The 20520-nt window shown below is 36.3% G+C and carries 22 protein-coding genes; 16 read left to right on the top strand and 6 right to left on the bottom strand.

What is annotated here, in order from left to right:
* Window positions 1-2 precede the first annotated feature (2 nt).
* The 5 genes from lpdA to ABDZ63_RS02290 all read left to right on the top strand — a co-directional run bounded on the left by lpdA (window position 3) and on the right by ABDZ63_RS02290 (window position 4289).
* On the top strand, window positions 3-1412 hold the full coding sequence (gene lpdA / locus ABDZ63_RS02310; protein WP_343781507.1) for a dihydrolipoyl dehydrogenase: 1410 nt from the start codon (window positions 3-5) through the stop codon (window positions 1410-1412).
* Between the two features lie 208 nt (window positions 1413-1620).
* Window positions 1621-2520, top strand: a complete 900-nt coding sequence (locus ABDZ63_RS02305; protein WP_343781506.1) for a polysaccharide deacetylase family protein — start codon at window positions 1621-1623, stop codon at window positions 2518-2520.
* Between the two features lie 264 nt (window positions 2521-2784).
* Entirely contained in the window at window positions 2785-2895 is a 111-nt protein-coding gene (locus ABDZ63_RS02300; protein WP_343781505.1) for a GapA-binding peptide SR1P, read from the top strand.
* 153 nt (window positions 2896-3048) lie between these two features.
* Entirely contained in the window at window positions 3049-4005 is a 957-nt protein-coding gene (locus tag ABDZ63_RS02295; RefSeq protein WP_343781504.1) for an NAD(P)H-dependent flavin oxidoreductase, read from the top strand.
* An 11-nt stretch (window positions 4006-4016) separates the two neighbouring features.
* Window positions 4017-4289, top strand: a complete 273-nt coding sequence (locus tag ABDZ63_RS02290; protein ID WP_343781503.1) for a UPF0223 family protein — start codon at window positions 4017-4019, stop codon at window positions 4287-4289.
* A gap of 34 nt (window positions 4290-4323) precedes the next feature.
* Here the strand turns inward: ABDZ63_RS02290 and ABDZ63_RS02285 are convergent, their stop codons facing one another.
* Window positions 4324-4965, bottom strand: a complete 642-nt coding sequence (locus ABDZ63_RS02285; RefSeq protein WP_343781502.1) for a YktB family protein — start codon at window positions 4963-4965, stop codon at window positions 4324-4326.
* Window positions 4966-5121: 156 nt separating this feature from the next.
* Between ABDZ63_RS02285 and ABDZ63_RS02280 the strand changes: the two genes are divergently transcribed.
* The gene (locus tag ABDZ63_RS02280; protein ID WP_343781500.1) at window positions 5122-5922 is read left to right on the top strand and encodes an inositol monophosphatase family protein; all 801 of its coding nucleotides are present in this window, start codon (window positions 5122-5124) and stop codon (window positions 5920-5922) included.
* Between the two features lie 52 nt (window positions 5923-5974).
* Here the strand turns inward: ABDZ63_RS02280 and ABDZ63_RS02275 are convergent, their stop codons facing one another.
* Window positions 5975-6160 (bottom strand): DUF5325 family protein, encoded by a 186-nt coding sequence (locus ABDZ63_RS02275; protein ID WP_343781499.1) that lies wholly within the window; start codon window positions 6158-6160, stop codon window positions 5975-5977.
* Between the two features lie 131 nt (window positions 6161-6291).
* Between ABDZ63_RS02275 and ABDZ63_RS02270 the strand changes: the two genes are divergently transcribed.
* Window positions 6292-6630, top strand: coding sequence for a YlaH-like family protein (locus tag ABDZ63_RS02270; RefSeq protein ID WP_343781498.1), 339 nt, complete (start codon window positions 6292-6294; stop codon window positions 6628-6630).
* 284 nt (window positions 6631-6914) lie between these two features.
* Here the strand turns inward: ABDZ63_RS02270 and ABDZ63_RS02265 are convergent, their stop codons facing one another.
* On the bottom strand, window positions 6915-7127 hold the full coding sequence (locus ABDZ63_RS02265; RefSeq protein WP_343781496.1) for a YlaI family protein: 213 nt from the start codon (window positions 7125-7127) through the stop codon (window positions 6915-6917).
* A 144-nt stretch (window positions 7128-7271) separates the two neighbouring features.
* Between ABDZ63_RS02265 and ABDZ63_RS02260 the strand changes: the two genes are divergently transcribed.
* Window positions 7272-7532, top strand: a complete 261-nt coding sequence (locus ABDZ63_RS02260) for a hypothetical protein (protein ID WP_343781495.1) — start codon at window positions 7272-7274, stop codon at window positions 7530-7532.
* Between the two features lie 92 nt (window positions 7533-7624).
* On the opposite strand, the gene ABDZ63_RS02255 is transcribed toward ABDZ63_RS02260, so the two are convergent.
* Both ABDZ63_RS02255 and ABDZ63_RS02250 read right to left on the bottom strand, forming a co-directional pair.
* Window positions 7625-8233, bottom strand: coding sequence for a YhcN/YlaJ family sporulation lipoprotein (locus ABDZ63_RS02255; protein ID WP_343781494.1), 609 nt, complete (start codon window positions 8231-8233; stop codon window positions 7625-7627).
* Window positions 8234-8301: 68 nt separating this feature from the next.
* Window positions 8302-8778: a hypothetical protein gene (locus ABDZ63_RS02250; protein ID WP_343781493.1), complete on the bottom strand. Its 477-nt coding sequence runs from the start codon at window positions 8776-8778 to the stop codon at window positions 8302-8304.
* A 107-nt stretch (window positions 8779-8885) separates the two neighbouring features.
* On the opposite strand from ABDZ63_RS02250, the gene glsA reads away from it, so the two are divergent.
* The 3 genes from glsA (at window position 8886) to pyc (ending at window position 13850) form a co-directional block, all read left to right on the top strand.
* Window positions 8886-9815, top strand: coding sequence for a glutaminase A (glsA, locus tag ABDZ63_RS02245; protein WP_343781492.1), 930 nt, complete (start codon window positions 8886-8888; stop codon window positions 9813-9815).
* 100 nt (window positions 9816-9915) lie between these two features.
* Complete coding sequence (locus ABDZ63_RS02240) at window positions 9916-10206, top strand: Fpa/YlaN family protein (RefSeq protein WP_343781491.1); 291 nt, start codon at window positions 9916-9918, stop codon at window positions 10204-10206.
* A 200-nt stretch (window positions 10207-10406) separates the two neighbouring features.
* Entirely contained in the window at window positions 10407-13850 is a 3444-nt protein-coding gene (gene pyc / locus ABDZ63_RS02235) for a pyruvate carboxylase (protein ID WP_343781490.1), read from the top strand.
* Window positions 13851-14069: 219 nt separating this feature from the next.
* On the opposite strand, the gene ABDZ63_RS02230 is transcribed toward pyc, so the two are convergent.
* Window positions 14070-14990, bottom strand: coding sequence for a COX15/CtaA family protein (locus ABDZ63_RS02230; RefSeq protein ID WP_343781489.1), 921 nt, complete (start codon window positions 14988-14990; stop codon window positions 14070-14072).
* 346 nt (window positions 14991-15336) lie between these two features.
* Here ABDZ63_RS02230 and cyoE point away from each other — a divergent pair, with 346 nt between their 5' ends.
* The 5 genes from cyoE (at window position 15337) to ctaF (ending at window position 20394) form a co-directional block, all read left to right on the top strand.
* The gene (gene cyoE, locus ABDZ63_RS02225) at window positions 15337-16275 is read left to right on the top strand and encodes a heme o synthase (RefSeq protein ID WP_343781488.1); all 939 of its coding nucleotides are present in this window, start codon (window positions 15337-15339) and stop codon (window positions 16273-16275) included.
* A gap of 97 nt (window positions 16276-16372) precedes the next feature.
* A complete protein-coding gene (coxB, locus tag ABDZ63_RS02220) occupies window positions 16373-17554 on the top strand; it encodes a cytochrome c oxidase subunit II (protein ID WP_343781487.1) in 1182 nt (393 codons plus the stop codon).
* Window positions 17555-17591: 37 nt separating this feature from the next.
* Complete coding sequence (gene ctaD / locus ABDZ63_RS02215; protein WP_343781485.1) at window positions 17592-19448, top strand: cytochrome c oxidase subunit I; 1857 nt, start codon at window positions 17592-17594, stop codon at window positions 19446-19448.
* The gene (locus ABDZ63_RS02210) at window positions 19441-20061 is read left to right on the top strand and encodes a cytochrome (ubi)quinol oxidase subunit III (RefSeq protein ID WP_343781483.1); all 621 of its coding nucleotides are present in this window, start codon (window positions 19441-19443) and stop codon (window positions 20059-20061) included. Before ctaD ends, ABDZ63_RS02210 begins: the two co-directional genes overlap by 8 nt.
* A gap of 3 nt (window positions 20062-20064) precedes the next feature.
* Window positions 20065-20394 (top strand): cytochrome c oxidase subunit IVB, encoded by a 330-nt coding sequence (gene ctaF, locus ABDZ63_RS02205; RefSeq protein ID WP_343781481.1) that lies wholly within the window; start codon window positions 20065-20067, stop codon window positions 20392-20394.
* Window positions 20395-20520: the final 126 nt, after the last annotated feature.

Genomic DNA, 20520 nt, shown 5'->3' with positions numbered 1-20520 from the left:
TTATGGTAGTAGGAGATTTCCCGGTAGAGGTAGACACACTTGTTGTAGGTGCAGGTCCTGGTGGATATGTTGCAGCGATCCGAGCAGCACAAATGGGCCAAAGTGTAACAATCGTTGATAAAGACAACTTAGGTGGCGTTTGTTTAAATGTTGGTTGTGTTCCTTCAAAAGCACTTATTTCTGCAGGTCATCGCTATGAGCATGCAAACGGTTCTGAGGATATGGGAATCGTAGCAGAAAAAGTATCAGTTGACTTTTCTAAAGTACAAGAATGGAAAGGTCAAGTAGTTGATAAGCTAACTGGCGGTGTTGAAGGGTTATTAAAAGCAAACAAAGCCGATATTGTAAAAGGTGAAGTTTACTTTGTTGATCAAAACACAGCTAAGATTATGGATGATAAACAGTCTCAAACGTATAAGTTTAAACACGCAATTGTGGCAACTGGTTCACGTCCAGTAGAACTAAAGCCATTCCCATATTCAAAGCGCGTACTTGATTCAACAGGCGCATTAGCTTTAGATGAAATTCCTGAAAAGATGGTTGTCATCGGTGGTGGATACATTGGTACTGAGCTTGGGGGCGCGTATGCAAGCTTTGGTACTGAAGTGACAATCCTTGAAGGTGAGAAAGACATTTTAGGCGGCTTTGAAAAACAAATGACACAGCTTGTGAAAAAGCGTCTAAAGAAAAAAGGTGTTAACGTTGTAACGAAAGCGATGGCACAAGGTGTAGAAGAAACAGACAACGGCGTTAAAGTCACTTATGAAGAAAAAGGTGAAGAGAAGACTGTAGAAGCAGATTACTTACTTGTTACAGTAGGACGTCGCCCGAATACAGATGAAATTGGTTTAGAGGAAATCGGCGTTGAAATGGATGATCAAGGCTTAATTAAGATCGACAAACAATGCCGTACGAACCTAGATAACGTTTATGCAATTGGTGATATCGTTGAAGGCCCTCCACTAGCGCACAAAGCTTCTTATGAAGGTAAGATTGCTGCTGAGGCGATTAGTGGTGAGAAGTCTGAAATTGACTACTTAGGTATTCCAGCAGTTGTCTTTAGCGACCCTGAACTAGCAAGCGTTGGGCACACTGAAGATAGTGCTAAAGAAGCTGGTTTTGAGGCAGAAGCGTCTAAATTCCCATTCGGAGCTAACGGTCGTGCACTATCACTTAATGACTCAGACGGTTTCGTAAAATTAGTTACGCGTAAGTCTGATGGTCTTGTGATCGGTGCTCAAGTGGCAGGTCCAAATGCGAGTGATTTAATTTCTGAATTAGGTTTAGCAGTTGAAGCTGGCATGACAGCTGAAGACTTAGCACTTACCATCCATGCTCACCCAACTCTAGGTGAAACAGTAATGGAAGCAGCAGAAGTGGCAATTGGTATGCCAATTCATATTGCGAAATAATGAAGATAAAAACCCCCTTGGCGAATTTTAGCCAAGGGGTTTTTGTGTTTATTTGAGCGCTGATCACAACTACTAATCTTTAAAGCTTTTTCATTGGACAAATTTAAATTCATGGTAATTTTTTGGGTGAAAAGTGATAAATGATGTATTTTTTTGCACTAAACCTGCTTTATAATAAGACTAGTAGATACTAGAGGGGGAACAAGACATGAAGAAACTACTGCTTATAACAATGTTATTGGTCATTATTGTATTAGCTGCATGTAATAGTGAAGATAGTGCAGAACAAGGTGAAGATAATAAGGAAGAAGATGTTGAAGAGGTAAATAGTGAAGACCGAGATGAACAAAGAGATGATGACGCTGAGAATAAAGAAGAGAAAGAAAATCTTGATCAAAAAGAAGAACAAGCAGATAAAGAAGAAGTAGTAGAAGAAATAGAGCCGCAGTATCAAATGACAGATCAATGGACGTTTACACCAATAGAAGATGGAGATCCTGAAGTTGTCCTCTTAACGATTGATGATGTCCCAGATGGACAGGCTTTAGAAATGGCCGAAACGTTAAAAGAATTAGATGCCTCAGCTATTTTCTTTGTTAATGGAATTTTTATGGAAAACGAAAAAGACCGCGAGATTATCAAGCAAATTCATGACATGGGCTTTGCGATTGGGAATCACACTTATAGCCATCATAATTTACAAGACTTAAGTGAAGAAGAACAGTATGAAGAAATTATCAGTTTAAATGAATTAATTGAAGAAGTAATAGGGGAGAAGCCTAAGTTTTTCAGAGCTCCACATGGTGCTAACACAGACTATGCAAGTGAGTTAGTTAAAGAAGAAGGTATGCTGTTAATGAATTGGACATATGGCTATGACTATTTTGAGCCTTATATGGAGGCAGAAAAACTACAAGAAGCGATGATCTCAGGTAAAGCTCCTGAAATCGATGTTCCTAATTCATTGTTAAGAGATGGCGCAAACTTATTAATGCATGATCGAGAGTGGACTAATGATGCTTTAGAAGACATTGTTGAAGGATTAAGAGAGCAAGGTTATGAAATGTTGGACCCGGAGTCAATTTTAACACCTCAAGATGAAGAATAAATGGTTAATTATGACTGAACGGCATTGTGCCGTTCAGTTTTTTTAGTTTTGGTTAAGGCTAGACTTTATATTGAATGAGAGCGACATGCACAATTGTACCAAAACCCAATTATAACGATTTATAATGATCAATATTATATGATAATCAATCAATTAGTATGTTATAAATAATTAATTTATATATCCTATTGCAATAATTAGTATGACATAATATACTGTAATTAACTTAATTATTATAGCATCATTTGAAAGGGGAATGTAAAAATGGGGACTATTCTTTGTTCAAAATGCCAGCGAGTAATTGATCATTTTGACTATGAAAAGGTGACAGTGTTATATAGTAGTCACTGTTCATGTCAAAAGAAGAAAAACTAAACCATTATTTGCAACCGATTACAATAAACGATAAGATATAATTTAAGCTTTTAGCACATGATTTTAGTTCATGTGCTTTTTAAAATTTCGGCTTAGTTGTTAGGTTAAAACGAACAATGCTATACTAATTAGAAAGGGAGTGAAAAGGGTGTCATGAAAACAAAAGTAACAGAATTATTAGATATTGAGTGGCCAATCATTCAAGGAGGACTAGCTCATTTGGCTTATGCAGATTTAGCTGCGGCTGTATCAAATGCTGGCGGACTAGGTCAAATTACGGCTATGAGTTTACCGAGTGACGATGCTTTAAGAGATGAAATACATAAAGTAAAACAACTAACAGATAAGCCTTTTGGAGTCAATTTTGCTATTGGACAAGGGTATCGATCCTTTGAAAAGCGAGTCCAAGTAGCAATTGATGAGGGTGTGCCTGTTATTTCTGTAACAGGTGGCAATCCAAAACCAGTTTTAGATCTAGTTGAAGGAACGTCTATTAAAAGGTTAGTTTTAGTTGCTGCTAAGCGTCAGGCGATTAAAGCAGCAGAATTAGGTGCTGATGCTGTCATGGTTGTTGGTCATGAAGGTGGAGGCCATTTAGGGCGAGATGACATTGGCACATTTGTTTTAACCCCAGAAGTAGTCGATGCTGTTGATGTACCAGTCATTGCATCTGGAGGTATTAGTGACGGTAGAGGGTTAATGGCAGCCTTAGCCTTAGGTGCTGAAGGTATTGAAATGGGAACACGATTTATTGCCACTTTAGAATGTGTTCATGCACACGAAGAATATAAACAAGCTTTACTAAAAGCAGATGAAAAATCAACGGTCGTCATCAAAGAATCTTTAAATCAACCAGCAAGAGCGTTAAAAAACGAATGGACTGAGCGAATTTTACAATTAGAAGAACAAGAAGTTGGCTATGAAGGTCTTAAAGATTATATAAGTGGGCAAGCTAATAAACGCTACATTCATGATGGTATAGACTCTGATGGTTTTGCGTGGGCTGGTCAAGTTTCAATGCGAATACAAGACGTTCCAACTGTTTTACAATTATTTAAACAAATTAAAAATGAAGTTAAACAAATACAAATGAAATGGAGCAACTTCTAAGAGGTGAAAACATGAATTATCATTATCCAATAGACCCAGATTGGACAACTGAGGAAGTAATGGATGTTGTGCAATTTTTTAATACAATTGAACAGGCGTATGAAGATCATGTCGTTAAAGAGCAAATACTAGATCATTACAAGAAGTTTAAACAAGTAATTCCAGCTAAAAGTGACGAGAAATCGATGTTTAAAGACTTCGAAAAACAATCCGGATACATTCCATATCAAGTTGTAAAGCGAGCACAGGAAGCAGATATAAATGCGAAGGTTTCAATGAAATAACCCCAAAAAGTAGGCTTTTTGGGGCGATTTATTACTAATCTTGATGCACTTGTTTCGTTAGATTATATAAGCTCATTAATGTTTCGATCGTTTCTTCACATGTTTTAATAAAAGCTTCACCATCTTTTAAACGTTCATCGTCACGGTTAAACGTTTGTCCACAAAGGATCTCAGCTTTTTTAACATTTTCTAAACGGTCTACAATTTCATCAAATTTCCCTTCTTTCATATCTATATGGGAAACCGTATCTGGTTTTGTATGATCCTTTGACCAAACAAAATGCTCAGGTATAGTATTTAAAACCTCATCTTTATTGTTTTTTAGCTGTTTGGCAAAATCACCTTTAATTGGGCTCTCATAAATGACCGCAAACCATATAAATACGTGTGATTCCCACATTCCTACTTGAAAGTGAGGAAGCTTTTTATATCCGCGTTTATTAGATGCTAATGCTGCCCAAGTATCACTAGGTGGATTGGTTTTACGCCTAGCATGTTTTGCAACGTGAACATACATTTCATCACCGGCTAAAGAAGATAAAGTTGGTTCTAAGTTTTCTGCAATAGCTTCAAGCTTAGGAGATACGCGACTTTTAAGTTCAGTCATACGCTCTTCTAAACCATCGATCATAAATACATCAAAATCTGCTTGTTCAAATCCGTTAAAAGCTGTCATGAAATCACTCCTTAACCTTGATTATTAGATTGTTATCATTATTAGCTAAAACATATTTTAACACAATTCGACTAATGGTACTTAATGATTCAACTTTACATAACTATTTTTGTTACAAAAAAACATGAGTTAAGTCAAAAAGGAGCTTGTAAATATATGAGTCAAGAAACAATTCACCAATTAAGAGAAAAGGCTAAACAGTGGACAATTGAAGCTGGACAATTAATTAAGAAAAGTATGCACAAACCGTTTGAAGTAGATACAAAATTAGATAGAAAGGATTTAGTGACTGAGGTAGATCGTAAAACAGAACAATTCTTTATTGATAAAATTCATGAAACATATCCTGATCACAAAGTGTTAGGTGAGGAAGGGATGGGAGATGAAGTTCAATCATTAGATGGAACGGTATGGATTATTGACCCGATTGATGGAACGATGAATTTTATTCACCAGGAGAGGTTCTTTGCGATTTCAATTGGAATTTACATTGATGGTGTAGGAGAAATTGGAATAATCTATGATGTTATGGCTGATGACTTATATGAAGGTACTCTCGGGGAAGGTGCCTATAAAAATGGCCAGCGTCTTAAGCCAATTGATCCAAATAAGGCATTAGAGGATGCGTTAATTGGGCTTAATAATTCGTGGTCAATTCCTAATCGTAAGTTAAATGAAGAGAAAATACATGATTTAGTTCGAAAAGTTAGAGGAACTCGTTCTTATGGGTCTGCTGCATTAGAATTTGCTTATATTGCTGAAGGGATCATTGATGCTTATATTACGATGAGATTAGCACCATGGGATATTGCTGCGGGGATGGTAATTGTCGGTGAAGTGGGTGGCATTACAACTCGTGTAGATGGTACTGAAATTAATATGCTAACAGGAAATACAGTAATTTGTTCAAATCAAGCTATTCATGAAGAATTGATTAGCTTCATTGAAACTAAATAAAAGAAACGTAAAAAAAGCGCTCACCTTATTTCATGGTTTGCGCTTAATTTCTTTAATTATCATCGCTTTGTTTTTGATAATTATTCTTTAATTTAAATCCGAAGCCCATTAAAGCAAATCCTGCAAAGAGGAGTAGAGTAAATAGTCCATAGCTACGATAACTAATCACAATTGCTGCTGCAATAAAGCATGATACGACGGCTATTGCGAGTAAGAGCATTTTAATTTCATGTTTCATCTTTCTTCACCTCAATAGTTTAAGTGTACATGATGTGACAAATTTTGAAAACATTCATTTTATATATGGCGTTATTTTTTTTGTTTTAGTATGATAATGAAGGATAGACGGTTTATTAAAGGAGGTAGGTTATGGATAGAGAATCAGTACAAGCGGCTGAACAGCATTTTAGTTTTGCTCCGATTGAAAAGTACTTTTTAGTTGATATAGGTGGAGATGCTGGATTTTGGTTATTATTTTTAACTATTGCTGTTTTCGCAGTGCTCACATATAAGCTTGGATTTGCAAAACAATTACCCTTATTAAAATCATTAATTGTTTACATACTTCTCATTTTAGGTTGTTTCTTACTAATTTTATTCGCGATTTTCTCATTACCAATTGTAGAAGTGTTAATCATTATTTCGTTAGTGTTAGGAATTTATCGATTTAGGTTACACCGTGAAAGAAATGAAAAAGAAGCGGAATAGAAGTATGTTGGTGGATACTCTTAAATTAAGAGGTAAAAAATTAGAAAATCCGAACGATTCATTATAAATGATTTCGTTCGGATTTTTGTGTTTCGTCACCGCTACATCAACACGCCACGATTTAAGGCGACCTGGACGTGCTAGTATCAGTCAGTGGTGCTTGAGGACGAGGCGTTTTCACTAATCAGGTGTCATCGCATTTTAATTTCGCCCTAGTAGCTGCTCATCTTTCTAATTGTTCTTAATTTAACAACTCTTCATTACTATGTTCTAGATAGCCTCTTTTAACGTATATAATCTTCTGTTTTTTCTTCTTTATATAGGTTGAAGTTCCCATCTTTTTTCCGTTCATTTGTTTGCTGGGTAATTCGTTCAGAACAATCATCACATAAGTAAGACAATTTGCGTTTTTTACGTAATTGTTTCGCTAATAATGAGAAAGGTTCGATTTTATCGACTTGATCACATAGAATACATTTGGCGCGCAATACTTTCACCTCGACTTTTAAATGCTAAAGTTTTAATATTGCTGTTATTGTAACATGTTTTAAATGTTTATAGTTAAGTGATGTTTGAATTTGTACACTGAGGGAATGACATTAATAAGAATTGAATTTAGTAATTAAAATGGAGGGTTCAATATGGCTAAAAAGTTAGTCTTTTCATCAGTCATCGCTTTAGGTGCTGCTTTAACTTCATATGTTTTAATTGATGAAAATAGAAGAGATAGGATTGTTAATAAGGCAAAACAATGGACTAATGGTTCTAATCCCAAGACAAACTTACCAATTGAAGAAGCTGGTAATCCAGAATTAGATGACATTAAGAATTCAGAAATGGTAGCTGAGGGTTCACAATTTGGTGTTCAATATTATAATGAAGTAAAAGCTGACCAATCATGAAAATTCGCTTTGAAGAGTTGAAACACAACAAGAACATAAAAAGCTCCCAAAAGGTTCGCTTTTGGGAGCTTTCGAGTGTTTTTTGAGTGAAATTAATTTGCCTCAATATCTTCTGGGTCAATGTCTGTATCATATTCTTCTTCTTGTCGCTGTTGCTCATTTTCAATTTGTTCCTCATATGGCGCAGCTGGTCTTTGGTCAGTTGGTGGTGTTTCAGGGATATAACGCCCAATTAAATTAGCAATTTCATTTACAATGACATGACTTGCTTGACCATCTTGGATCCCTCTGTTAATTTCGTTTAGCCTTGCCACGACATCTCCATCTGCAATGACAAATGCATAATGACCATAGGGATCATCTTTTATCGCTTCTGCTACTGTATATTTGACACTGCCAACGCGTGAACGGTCTAAATCATCGGTTACATCGATTCCAACGATTGTATAAGCACCAAAAACAACAGCTGTTGCGCGATTAACTTCATTTACATCTGAAGCTATTCTAGATAGACGTTGCGCTGCTTCTGTATTAGTATGATCACGGTTTTGTTCAATTTCTGAATCACGTACTTGAATAATGTGATCCTCATTAATGTCATTGTTTAGGTTTTGAGTGTTTTGCCCTTGGCCTCCACCTTGGCCACATCCTACTAATAATATCACCGTTAAAACGGTAGTCGTTAATAAGTTGTATCGCATAGAAGAAAACTCCTTTTTACCTTATTTTGCAGTTAAAAGGAGTTTTTATAATTAGTAAATATAGTTAATTAAACAATTGAAATATGTTCAACACCTGTGAAGGGCGCATCTTTATTAGATCCATCGTTAAAGATGACATGAACTGGTCCATTTTCTGTTAATGGTTTACCATCAATTGAGAATAATAAATACGATTGTTCTAATTGTTCAAATGTAATCGTGTAATCACCATTAGCTGTATGTAAGATTGCCTCATTCGCATCATGGTTAGGTTCAGCATTTTTGAGAAAATGATGAATTGGCATCACATAACTATTTTCTAATACTTTTTTCCTGTTATAACGCGTGACACTTTGGTTGACAGGAGGTCTTAATTTCTGTTGATACTCATTACGGTCCCAGACATCTTGTTCTTCATTCCTTTGTTGTTCTTGATCACCATCATAAAATGCTTGTTCAAGTTCAATTTTACGGTCATCAAATATCCAAACAGTTGGATCTAATGTTATAGAAAATCCAACATTGCCTTGAATTTGTACGATCATGACGTTGCACCTCTTTCTTGGAAATAAGACTAACATTAGTCAAAAATTTAACTTGCATGTATGATTATATCGAAAAATAATGTTTAATGCATTAAGGAGAGATTCTCATGTCAATTATTTCTGAAAAAGAATTGAATTATTGGTTAGAACATGTTCGGGTATACGCAAACAACGGTAAGGTAGCTGACTATATACCGGCTTTAGCTAATCAGCAACCAGAAATAAGTGCTGCGGCATTTTATTCTTTTGATAGCGAATGCAATAGTGCAGGACAAGTTGAGTATACCTTTACAATCCAAAGTATTTCGAAAGTATTAACCTTAGCCTTAGCTTTAATACAACATGGTGAGAGTGCTGTTTTTTCTCGTGTTGGTAAGGAACCATCAAGTGACCCTTTTTACTCGATTCGTAAACTTGAATTAGAAGAACCGGGAATTCCTTTAAACCCAATGATTAATGCAGGAGCCTTGGCTGTAACAAATATGATTAGAGGCCGTACTTCAGATGAAATGGTCAACGAAATGTTAGAGCTTGTGAGAAGGCTTTGTGATGATCAAAGTATTACTTATGATGAGGATGTGGCTAAATCAGAATTTGAGACTGCTTTTTTGAATCGTTCTTTAGCTTATTTTATGAAACAAAATGGGATTATAACTGGAAGTGTCGAGGAATTACTTGATGTATATACTAAGCAATGTGCGATTCAAATGAATGTTAAACAGTTGGCTAGGATTGCTGCTGTATTTGCTAATGATGGTCGCGACCCCAATACGAATAACCCAATCATCCCAGCGACAGTTGCCCGGGTTTGTAAAACATTTATGGTTACATGTGGAATGTATGACTTTTCGGGTACGTTTGCTATTAACGTTGGAATCCCGGCAAAAAGCGGTGTTTCAGGTGCGATAATAGGGATTGTGAAAAATGAAGGTGGACTGGCTATTTTTGGTCCAGCATTAGATGATCAAGGTAATAGTGTTGTTGGTATTCATCTGTTAGAAAAGTTAGCACAAGAAAAGCAGTGGTCAATATTTTAAATGACTAGAAATTAAAGAAAAAACTAGATTTCTTGCATTTTGTATCCGAACACGATAGTATAATTATGTAGATAGGATTAATAGGTGAGGGGGAATTCTCATGTCATCTAATATTGCACTTGAAGAAAACGAACAAGCAGTCGCCCTCTTAAAGGCAGATGCGGATAAGATACTACAATTAATTAAAGTGCAAATGGACAATTTGACAATGCCTCAATGTCCTCTTTATGAAGAGGTTTTAGATACACAAATGTTTGGTCTATCTCGTGAGATCAATTTTGCTGTTCGTTTAAATTTAATTAATGAACAAACAGGTAAAGAAATCATGGAAAACTTAGAACGTGAACTTAGTGCATTACATGAAGCAGCACAAGCACAAAAGTCTTCTTAACTTAAACTCAAACTAATGGTTGTTAACATTAGTTTGGGTTTTTTTAGTAGGAAATCATATAGACAAATGTCGGATTTTATTGTAATGTGTAAATATTCAGATAAAGATGAATTGTGATTCATAATTTGCAAGAAAAGAAGTATAAATTTGTAGAATTAATATGTTGTGGATGTAATCTGACTAAAAATGGAGGTTTTAAAATGGCAGAAATCAAACCTTTTAACAAAGTACTAGTGGCTAATCGTGGCGAAATCGCAATTCGTGTTTTTCGTGCATGTACTGAAATGGATATTCGCACTGTGGCAATTTATTCTGAGGAAGACACAGGATCTTACCACCGTTATAAAGCAGATGAATCATACTTAATTGGTCAAGGAAAGAAGCCGATTGATGCCTATTTAGATATTGAAGGGATAATTAATTTAGCAAAAGAAGTAGACGTTGATGCAATCCACCCTGGCTATGGCTTCTTGTCTGAAAATATCGAGTTTGCTAAACGTTGTGAGGAAGAAGGCATTACTTTTATCGGGCCTTCAAGTGGTATGTTAAATACTTTTGGTGATAAAGTAAGGGCGCGTGAGGCAGCGATTAACGCTAATATTCCGGTTATACCAGGAACAGACGGACCGGTATCCTCAATTGATGAAGTCGAGCAATTTGTCGATCAACATGGACTACCAATAATGATTAAAGCTGCTTTAGGAGGCGGTGGCCGAGGGATGAGAGTTGTTCGCTCTCGTAGTTCACTAAAGGACTCTTATGAACGTGCTAAGTCAGAAGCTAAAGCGGCTTTTGGTAATGATGAAGTTTATGTTGAGAAGCTAGTTGAAAACCCTAAACATATTGAAGTGCAAATTTTAGGAGATTATGAAGGAGAGATCGTTCATTTATACGAGCGTGATTGCTCTGTACAACGACGCCACCAAAAAGTAGTCGAAATTGCACCAAGTATTTCATTAGATGAAAAGCAGCGTGAAGAGATTTGCGAGGCGGCTGTTCAATTAATGGAATCGGTTGATTACGTTAATGCCGGAACAGTTGAATTTCTAGTCACTGACGATGAGTTTTTCTTTATTGAAGTTAACCCACGCGTACAAGTAGAGCACACGATTACTGAAATGATCACAGGTGTCGATATTGTCCAATCACAAATTCGAATTGCGATGGGTCATACTCTCAGCAGTTTTGAGGTAGGAATTCCAAAACAGGCTGATGTAATAACGCATGGTTATGCGATTCAATCTCGTGTTACAACAGAAGACCCATTAAATAATTTCATGCCTGATACCGGTAAAATCATGGCTTACCGTACTGGTGGTGGCTTTGGCGTTCGTTTAGATGCAGGTAATGGTTTCCAAGGTGCTGTTATATCACCTCATTATGATTCTTTACTTGTTAAAGTATCAACTTGGGCTTTAACGTTTGAACAAGCAGCTAATAAAATGGTTCGTAACTTAAAAGAATTTAGAATTCGTGGTATTAAAACAAACATTCCATTCTTAGAAAATGTCATTCAACACAATGACTTTATTAATGGAACGTATAACACGACATTTATTGATTCAACACCTGAGTTATTCGTCTTTCCTAAACGACATGACCGAGGAACCAAGCTATTATCTTACTTAGGTTATACAACTGTTAATAGTCCTGCTGCTACTGGGATTGAGAAGAAGCCTCTTTATCCAAAACCGCGATTACCAGAAGCCTTCCGCCAATTTTCTTTTGAAGAGGGGACGAAGCAAATACTTGATGAGTTGGGACCAGAAGCGGTAGCGGATTGGTTGAAAGAGCAGGAAGAAGTGTTATTAACTGATACAACATTCCGTGATGCCCATCAGTCGTTATTAGCTACACGCGTTCGCTCTAAAGATCTATATCAAGTTGCAGAACCGACAGCTAAATTATTACCTAACTTGTTCTCAGTTGAAATGTGGGGCGGGGCAACGTTTGATGTCTCATACCGTTTCCTAAAAGAAAATCCTTGGGAGCGTCTACAGACGTTACGCGAAAAAATGCCAAATGTATTATTCCAAATGTTATTGCGTGCAAGTAATGCAGTAGGTTATAAAAATTACCCTGATAATGTTATTGAAGATTTTGTTGAGAAGAGTTCAGAAGCGGGGATCGACGTATTTAGAATTTTTGATAGTTTGAACTGGGTTGAAGGAATGAAACCTGCAATAAAAGCAGTCCGTAAACAAAATAAGATTGCAGAAGCTTCAGTATGTTATACAGGAGATATCTTAGATCCTAAACGTGATAAGTATAACTTAGATTATTATATAAAGATGGCTCAAGAATTAGAGGCTAGTGGTGCTCATATTTTGGGTATTAAAGATATGGCTGGATTACTTAAGCCAGAGGCAGCTTTTAAGTTAATTAAAGCATTAAAAGAAGAGATCTCTATTCCCATTCATTTACACACACATGATACGAGTGGAAACGGAATAATGATGTATGCTAAGGCAGTTGAAGCTGGTGTGGATGCAGTGGATGTTGCAGCTAGTTCTATGGCTGGAAACACATCTCAACCAAGTGCCAATAGTTTATACTATGCTTTAGAACATTCGAAGCGCCAACCTCAAGTTGATATTGCTTCTTATAATAAGTTAGCACGTTATTGGGAAGATGTCCGTCATTATTATAGTAATTTTGAAAGTGGCTTAAATGCACCTCACCCGGAAGTCTATTTCCATGAGATGCCTGGTGGACAATATAGTAACTTACAGCAACAAGCTAAAGCTGTTGGTTTAGGTGAGCGATGGGATGAAGTAAAAGAGATGTATCGAACGGTTAATGATATGTTTGGTGATGTCGTTAAAGTTACACCATCCTCTAAAATCGTTGGTGATATGGCGTTGTTTATGGTGCAAAATAATTTAACGGTAGATGATGTCTATGAAAAGGGTGAGTCATTAGATTTCCCAGATTCGGTCGTTGAATTTTTCCAAGGCTACATTGGACAACCATATCAAGGCTTCCCGAAAGAATTACAAAGAATTATATTAAAAGGTCGTCATGCGATTGATAATAGACCAGGTGAAGAGTTGAAGCCTGTCAACTTCGAAGCGTTAAAAGAACAGCTTTATGAGCAACTAGGACGTCAAGTTACACCTTATGAGATTATTTCTTATGCATTATATCCAAAAGTATTTATGGATTATCAAAAGTTTGTAGAGCAATATGGTGATATATCCGTACTCGATACACCATCGTTCTTGCATGGATTAAGGTTAGGTGAAGAAATTGCGGTTGAAATAGAACAAGGTAAGACATTAATGGTGAAATTGGTTTCAATTGGTGAAGCCCAAAAAGATGGTACACGTGTCGTTTATTTTGAACTAAATGGACAGCCAAGAGAAGTTGTTGTTAGAGATGAAAGTGTTCAAGATGTGACGTCATCTCGTGTGAAAGCTGATGAACAAAACCAGAACCACATAGGGGCATCCATGCCAGGTACGGTTGTAAATGTATTAGTTAAAGAAGGAGAACAAGTTAAGAAGAATGACCACTTAATGATTACTGAATCAATGAAAATGGAGACAACAATTCAAGCACCATTTGAAGGAAAAGTAAAACAGATTCACGTAAGAGATGGTGATGCATTAGAAACAGGTGATTTATTAATCGAAATTGAATAGTGAAGTGATCGAAAGAAGAGGCGTTTTGATTAGCAGTATTGAAGCGCAAAAATCCGAACGAGTCAACGATGATGATTCGTTCGGATTTTCTATTATTGCGGATCAGCTTTAGGTATTTAGATTGAATTGATTACATAAGATAACCCCCAGCTAATGACAGATCAAGTCAATTAACTGAGGGTTATTTCAAGCGAACAATTATCGGTTAAATAATAGTAATTAATTCTCTTTGTTAGCGACTCTCAATGCTAACATAATAAAGTAGCACAACAATGCAAAGTATAATGAGATCATGATAGCATGCATTAGAGCTATAGTCGGATTAAGAATTGTAAAGATAATTAATGCTCCTAATACGACTTGAGAGAATATAAGAAGTGTCGCAATTAGCCAACCATTTACAAGGAACTTCTCGTTTTTATAGTTTTTATAAATGTAAATTAATAAGCCAACTACCCAAATAAATAGAAAACCAGCTAATACTCTATGCCCCATTTGAACGGCCTGTTCAACTGAATAGGAGCCAATATCAAATGGTTGGTCATTCGAACAGAACGGCCAATCACCACAAACTAAACTAGATTGCTTATGTCTAACTAATGCACCTGTGTAGACTACAATTAAAGTGTAGACAAACAAGCTATAAAAGTGAATTCTTATACTTTTTGGTATGTTCACTGCTGCGGTATTAAACCTTTCATCCAAGTTAAAGATAATGATAGCTAGCAAGAATACTGAAGCGAAAGAGATTAACGAAATTCCAAAGTGTAAGGCTTTAAACAAATCAGATTGTTCAAATAAAACAGCCCCAGCACCTAATAACGATTGAATGACGATAAATATTAAAGTTACGATAATAAGAAATTTTGTTTCTTTAACATGTCGGAAATGTTTCCATGCCTGATAAGATAGAAAAAGAATAATAATAATCGCTAAACCAGACACTATTCGGTGACTGTACTCAATAATAAGCTCAATGTTAATATCAGAAGGAATGAGTTGACCATGACATAAAGGCCAGCTTCTTCCGCAACCTAATCCTGATTCGGTTTTAGTCACAATAGCTCCTCCAACTAAAACGAATAGCATAGTAATTACTGAGACAACAGCTGTAACTTTAGGATGGAATATTTTTTTCATTGTTTAATAATACACCTCACTTTTGCCTGAGAAGCTTCTGTATACATCTTAATACAGAATAACTGTTAGAGAAAATAGATTTGGTTACAAATTTATAACAATTTGTTGTCAATTGAAAAATCTTAAAAAGACTTCTTTTAATAGTTACATAAATTGACGAAATATGCTAATTTAATCTTTGAATATATTTCTCACATATTTTTCACATATTCTTCACAACTTTAGCCTTTTTATATGATTAAATAGATGTGTAGGTAATTACATGATACAATATCTATGTAAATTAAATTTAACATTCAACAAATTTTGACTCGATTATATAAGGCTGAGAGGAAGGTCGAACAGTATGAGTGAACCACGCTCTTTAGAAACGGCAACATCAAAGATAGTGGATAGTCCTCAAACTAATATAAAAACGTTATGGACTGACTTTCTTGCATTAATTAAAATAGGGATTATTAATTCAAATTTAATTACTACTTTTGCTGGTTTTTGGTTAGCATTATACTTTACTAATCAAAGTCCTTTAAGCCATTGGCAATCCTTTATTTTAGTTATGCTAGGAACCGCATTAGTAATCGCAGGTGGTTGTGTTATTAACAACTACTATGATCGCGATATTGATTTTAAAATGTCTAGAACAAAATCACGCCCAACTATTACAGGTACAATTCCGTTACCTGTTATAATAGGTTTAGGTATTGCATTTTCTGTTATTGGTTTTATAACATTATATTTTGCATCCCCATTAGCCGCATTATTTGGGGTAATTGGTTGGTTTTTCTATGTTGTTTTGTATACAATGTGGTCTAAGAGAAAATATACAATCAATACAGTAGTTGGAAGTTTTTCAGGTGCTGCACCACCATTAATTGGCTGGGCAGCTGTTGAGAGTACTTTACATCCAGCTGCGTTTATATTATTTTTAATAATGTTCTTATGGCAAACACCACACTTTTTAGCGTTAGCTATAAGGAAAAAAGAAGAATATTCAAAAGCTAACATTCCGATGTTACCATCAGTTCATGGAAACGGCATCACAAAACGACAGATGTTCATATATACAATCTGTTTATTACCATTACCGTTTTATTTCTTTTCACTTGGAACAGCGTTTATTGTGTTTGCAACATTGTTAAACATAGGTTGGCTAATCTTAGCGGGCTATGGATTCTTTATGAAAAATGATGACAGGTGGGCTAAATGGATGTTCATCTACTCATTAAACTATTTAACTTTATTTTTTATCGGATTAGTTGTTGCAACAATCCCTTCATTTCTGTGATTCAATTAAGAAGAGGTTTTCCTTTTCTTAAATTATGAATAAATATGCTTTAATGCATAACAACAATGAATAAAGAGAAAGAGAGGTATCGAGCAAAATGAAAGGCTGGATAAGTCGGTTTAAGGCAGTAATGGCTTTAACTGTATTGGCCCTAATCCTTTCTGGTTGTGGTGAACCATTCTTAAGTACACTGCAACCAAGTGGAGAAGGTGCTGCGAAGTTATTAGAGTTAATAATCTTAAGTTTTGTCATCATGTTATTCGTATTTGTAGTCGTAATGCTGATCTACATATACGTCGTGATTAAGTTCCGTCAGAAGAAAGGACAAGAAGACTTCATTCCAAAGCAAGTAGAAGGAAGTCATGCACTTGAGACTTTATGGACAGTTATTCCAATTATTTTACTATTAATCTTAGCGGTGCCAACAATTCAGTATACATTCGCTTTTGAGGATATGAGTCCGGAAGTGAATGAAGAGGGAGAAGAGATGGATCAAATATGGATTGATGTTACTGGTAAACAATACTGGTGGCATTTTGAATATGAAGACTTAGACATAACGACAAGTCAAGAGCTCTATATCCCGACTGATCGCCGTGTAAACTTATCAATGATTTCAGATGATGTTATTCACTCATTCTGGGTACCAGCAATACAAGGTAAGATGGACGTAAACCCTACAGGTAACCGTAATGAAATGTTCCTTCAAGCAGAAGAAGAAGGCGTTTATTGGGGTAAATGTGCTGAGTTATGTGGTCCATCACACTCATTAATGGACTTCAAAGTAATAGCAGTAAGTCCGGGTGAATTTGAAGAGTGGGTTGAAGACATGCAAGGTGTTACAGGTGAAGAAGAGCCTGAAACAGATACAGCACTAGCTGGTCAAGAATCATTTGAAGAAAATTGCTTATCTTGTCACGCAATTGGTTCATCACCAAATAAGGTTGGACCTAACTTAACGAACTTCGCTGATCGTGATAAGTTAGCAGGTGTCTTTGATATGACAGAAGAAAATCTTTATGAGTGGATTGATACAAAAGGTGAAGAAATGAAACCAGGTAACTTGATGGTTAGTGCACCTTATGACTTAGAAGAAGAAGAAATCAATAATATTATTGAGTATCTTATGACTTTAAGTCCAAGTGAAGTTACGCCAGAAAGTGCAGACAATGGCGTGTATATTGACTCTGATTTAAGTGATCTATTCCCTGAAGAAGAAGAGGGAGAAGATGAAGAGGAGTCTGATGAAGTAGAAGAAGACGAAGATGAAGAAGAGTAATTATTTTAGTTATTAATGATAAAGGGAGGTTACAAGCGTGAGCACGACAGCAGATAAGAAAGCTGGCTTTGGCTCCGTCTTATGGGATTATTTAACGACAGTTGACCACAAAAAGATCGCGGTCTTATATTTAATCGGTGGATTGTTTTTCTTTATCCTTGGCGGACTACAGGCGATGTTAATTCGTATCCAGCTAATTGTACCTGATAATGAATTTATCTCAGCGCAATTTTACAATGAAGTGTTAACCATGCACGGAACGACGATGATCTTCCTTGCAGCTATGCCATTAATTTTTGCGCTAATGAACGCTGTGTTGCCACTACAGATTGGAGCACGCGATGTTGCGTTTCCATTCATTAACTCTTTAGGTTTCTGGTTGTTCTTATTTGGAGGTATTTTCTTAAATATCTCATGGTTTGCAGGAGGAGCACCTGATGTAGGATGGACAGCATATGCACCACTCTCATTATTCTCTGAAAGCCACGGAGTAGACTATTATGCAATTGGTCTACAAATTGCTGGTTTCGGTACATTAATGGGTGGTATTAACTTTTTAGTAACAGTCATTAACATGCGTGCGCCTGGTATGACATACATGCGTATGCCATTGTTTACATGGACTTCATTTATTGCAAGTGTACTTATTTTATTTGCATTCCCAGCTTTAACAGTTGGTTTATTCCTATTAACATTTGACCGTTTATTCGAAGGTAACTTCTTCGACCCAGAGATGGGCGGTAACGTGATTATTTGGGAGCATTTATTCTGGATTTTTGGACACCCTGAGGTATATATTTTAATTTTACCTGCGTTTGGTGTGTTCAGTGAAATTATTCCGACATTCTCTAAGAAGCGTCTGTTTGGTTATTCATCCATGGTATTTGCGACTATTTTAATCGCATTCTTAGGGTTCATGGTTTGGGCTCACCACATGTTTACAGTAGGTTTAGGCCCAATCGCGAACTCAATATTCTCAGTAGCCACCATGGCCATTGCCGTTCCTACTGGTATTAAGATTTTTAACTGGTTATTTACTATGTGGGGTGGAAGTATCAGACTAACATCACCTATGGTCTTTGCACTAGGTTTCATTCCTACCTTCACAATTGGTGGTATGACAGGTGTTATGTTAGGAGCAGCAGCAGCTGACTTCCAATATCACGACACGTATTTCGTAGTAGCACACTTCCACTACGTAATTGTTGGTGGTACGATACTTGGTATTTTCGCTGGTATTATTTACTGGTGGCCGAAAATGTTTGGTACGATGTTAAATGAAAAGCTTAACCATTGGTTCTTCTGGTTGTTCTTTATTGGCTTCCATTTAACTTTCTTCTTCCAGCATTTCTTAGGCTTAATGGGTATGCCACGCCGTTACTGGAAGTTCTTATCGGACCAAGGTTTAGATCTATTTAACTTAATTAGTACAATCGGTGCATTTGGTATGGCATTCGGTACAATTGTTTTCTTAATTAACGTTGTCATGACTCAAATGAAAGGTGAAAAAGTATCAGCAGACCCTTGGGATGCTAGAACTTTAGAGTGGGCAATTCCATCACCTCCACCATTCTATAACTTTAAACAAGAACCTTTAGTACGTGGTTTAGATCCTTTATGGGTAGAAAAAATGCAAGGCGATGGTAAGATTAAACCTGCAGAACCACTAGGTGATATTCACATGCCTAATAGATCATTTGTACCATTTATGATCTCTCTTGGTTTATTTATCGCAGGCTTTGGTGTCATGTATCAAGGTGCTATGTGGGTTCTAGCTGTAATTGGTTTCGGTATTACAGCAGGCTCAATGCTACATCGCTCATTAAAAGATGACATCGGTTATCACGTTCATAAAGAGGAATTAGAAGAAGAGGGGGATGGTTCTAATGGCTGAAGACGTGTTAAAATCAGGTAATCTGCCAGAAAACCCTGAAAGAGCCACCCTTGAAGGCCGTAACAAGTTTATGGGCTTCTGGTTCTTCCTAGGCGGAGAAACTGTTTTATTCGCAAGTTTATTCGGTACGTATTTAGCATTAAGAAACTCAACTGTTGATGGGCCAACTGGTCAGGAAATCTTTGGTTTAGGATTAGTTTTCTTAATGACGGTTATCCTATTAACAAGTTCATTAACAAGCGTTTATGCTATGTATCATATGAAGAATAATGACTTTAAGAAAATGCAACTTTGGCTTGGTATTACAGTCGTGTTAGGTTTTGCCTTCTTAGGGTTAGAGATCTATGAGTTTGTTCATTACGTGAATGATTATGGTTTTGGATTTACAACGTCAGCATTTTCTACAGCCTTCTACACATTAGTCGGTTTCCACGGTGCTCACGTTGCGTTTGGTCTAGTATGGATCATTTCGTTAATGATACGTAATGCAAAACGTGGTTTAAACTTATACAACGCACCGAAGTTCTATATCGCTTCATTATACTGGCACTTCATTGACGTTGTATGGGTATTCATCTTTACAGTTGTATACTTGATGGGAAAGGTGGGCTAAACAATGGCAGACAACACCAATTCCGCTAATCAAACTGAGAAGAAGCAGTTTTATAAGAAAAAGCATAAAGAGCAGATGAAGCATCAAGTTGTCACTTTTGCGATGATGATTGCCTTTACACTTTTAGCTTTTGGCTTAGTCATGGCTGAAGTTGATGCAATGTTTACAGTTCCAATTATTTTAATATTAGCTGGTGTTCAAGTCCTTTTCCAATTGTATTATTTTATGCATATGGCTGAAGAAGGGCATCAGTGGTCAGCTACAATGATTTATTCAGGAATTTTTGCCGCAACATTAACAATCCTTGCTTTAACAACAATTGTATGGTGGTAAAAATTACTTTAAGAAGGTTCAGATTAAGTTCTGAGCCTTCTTTTTTTGTTTAAAAAATTGGCTCTACAATATTTGTTGGGGTAGAGACACAATTCAGAGTGAGGTTTTGGATGGCGGCCGTTGGCG

It is taken from the genome of Alkalibacillus silvisoli (genome assembly GCF_039521975.1).
Lineage (GTDB): Bacteria > Bacillota > Bacilli > Bacillales > Alkalibacillaceae > Alkalibacillus > Alkalibacillus silvisoli.
The sequence above is the reverse complement of the archived record's forward strand: the minus strand, read 5'-3'. Positions and strand labels throughout refer to the sequence as shown.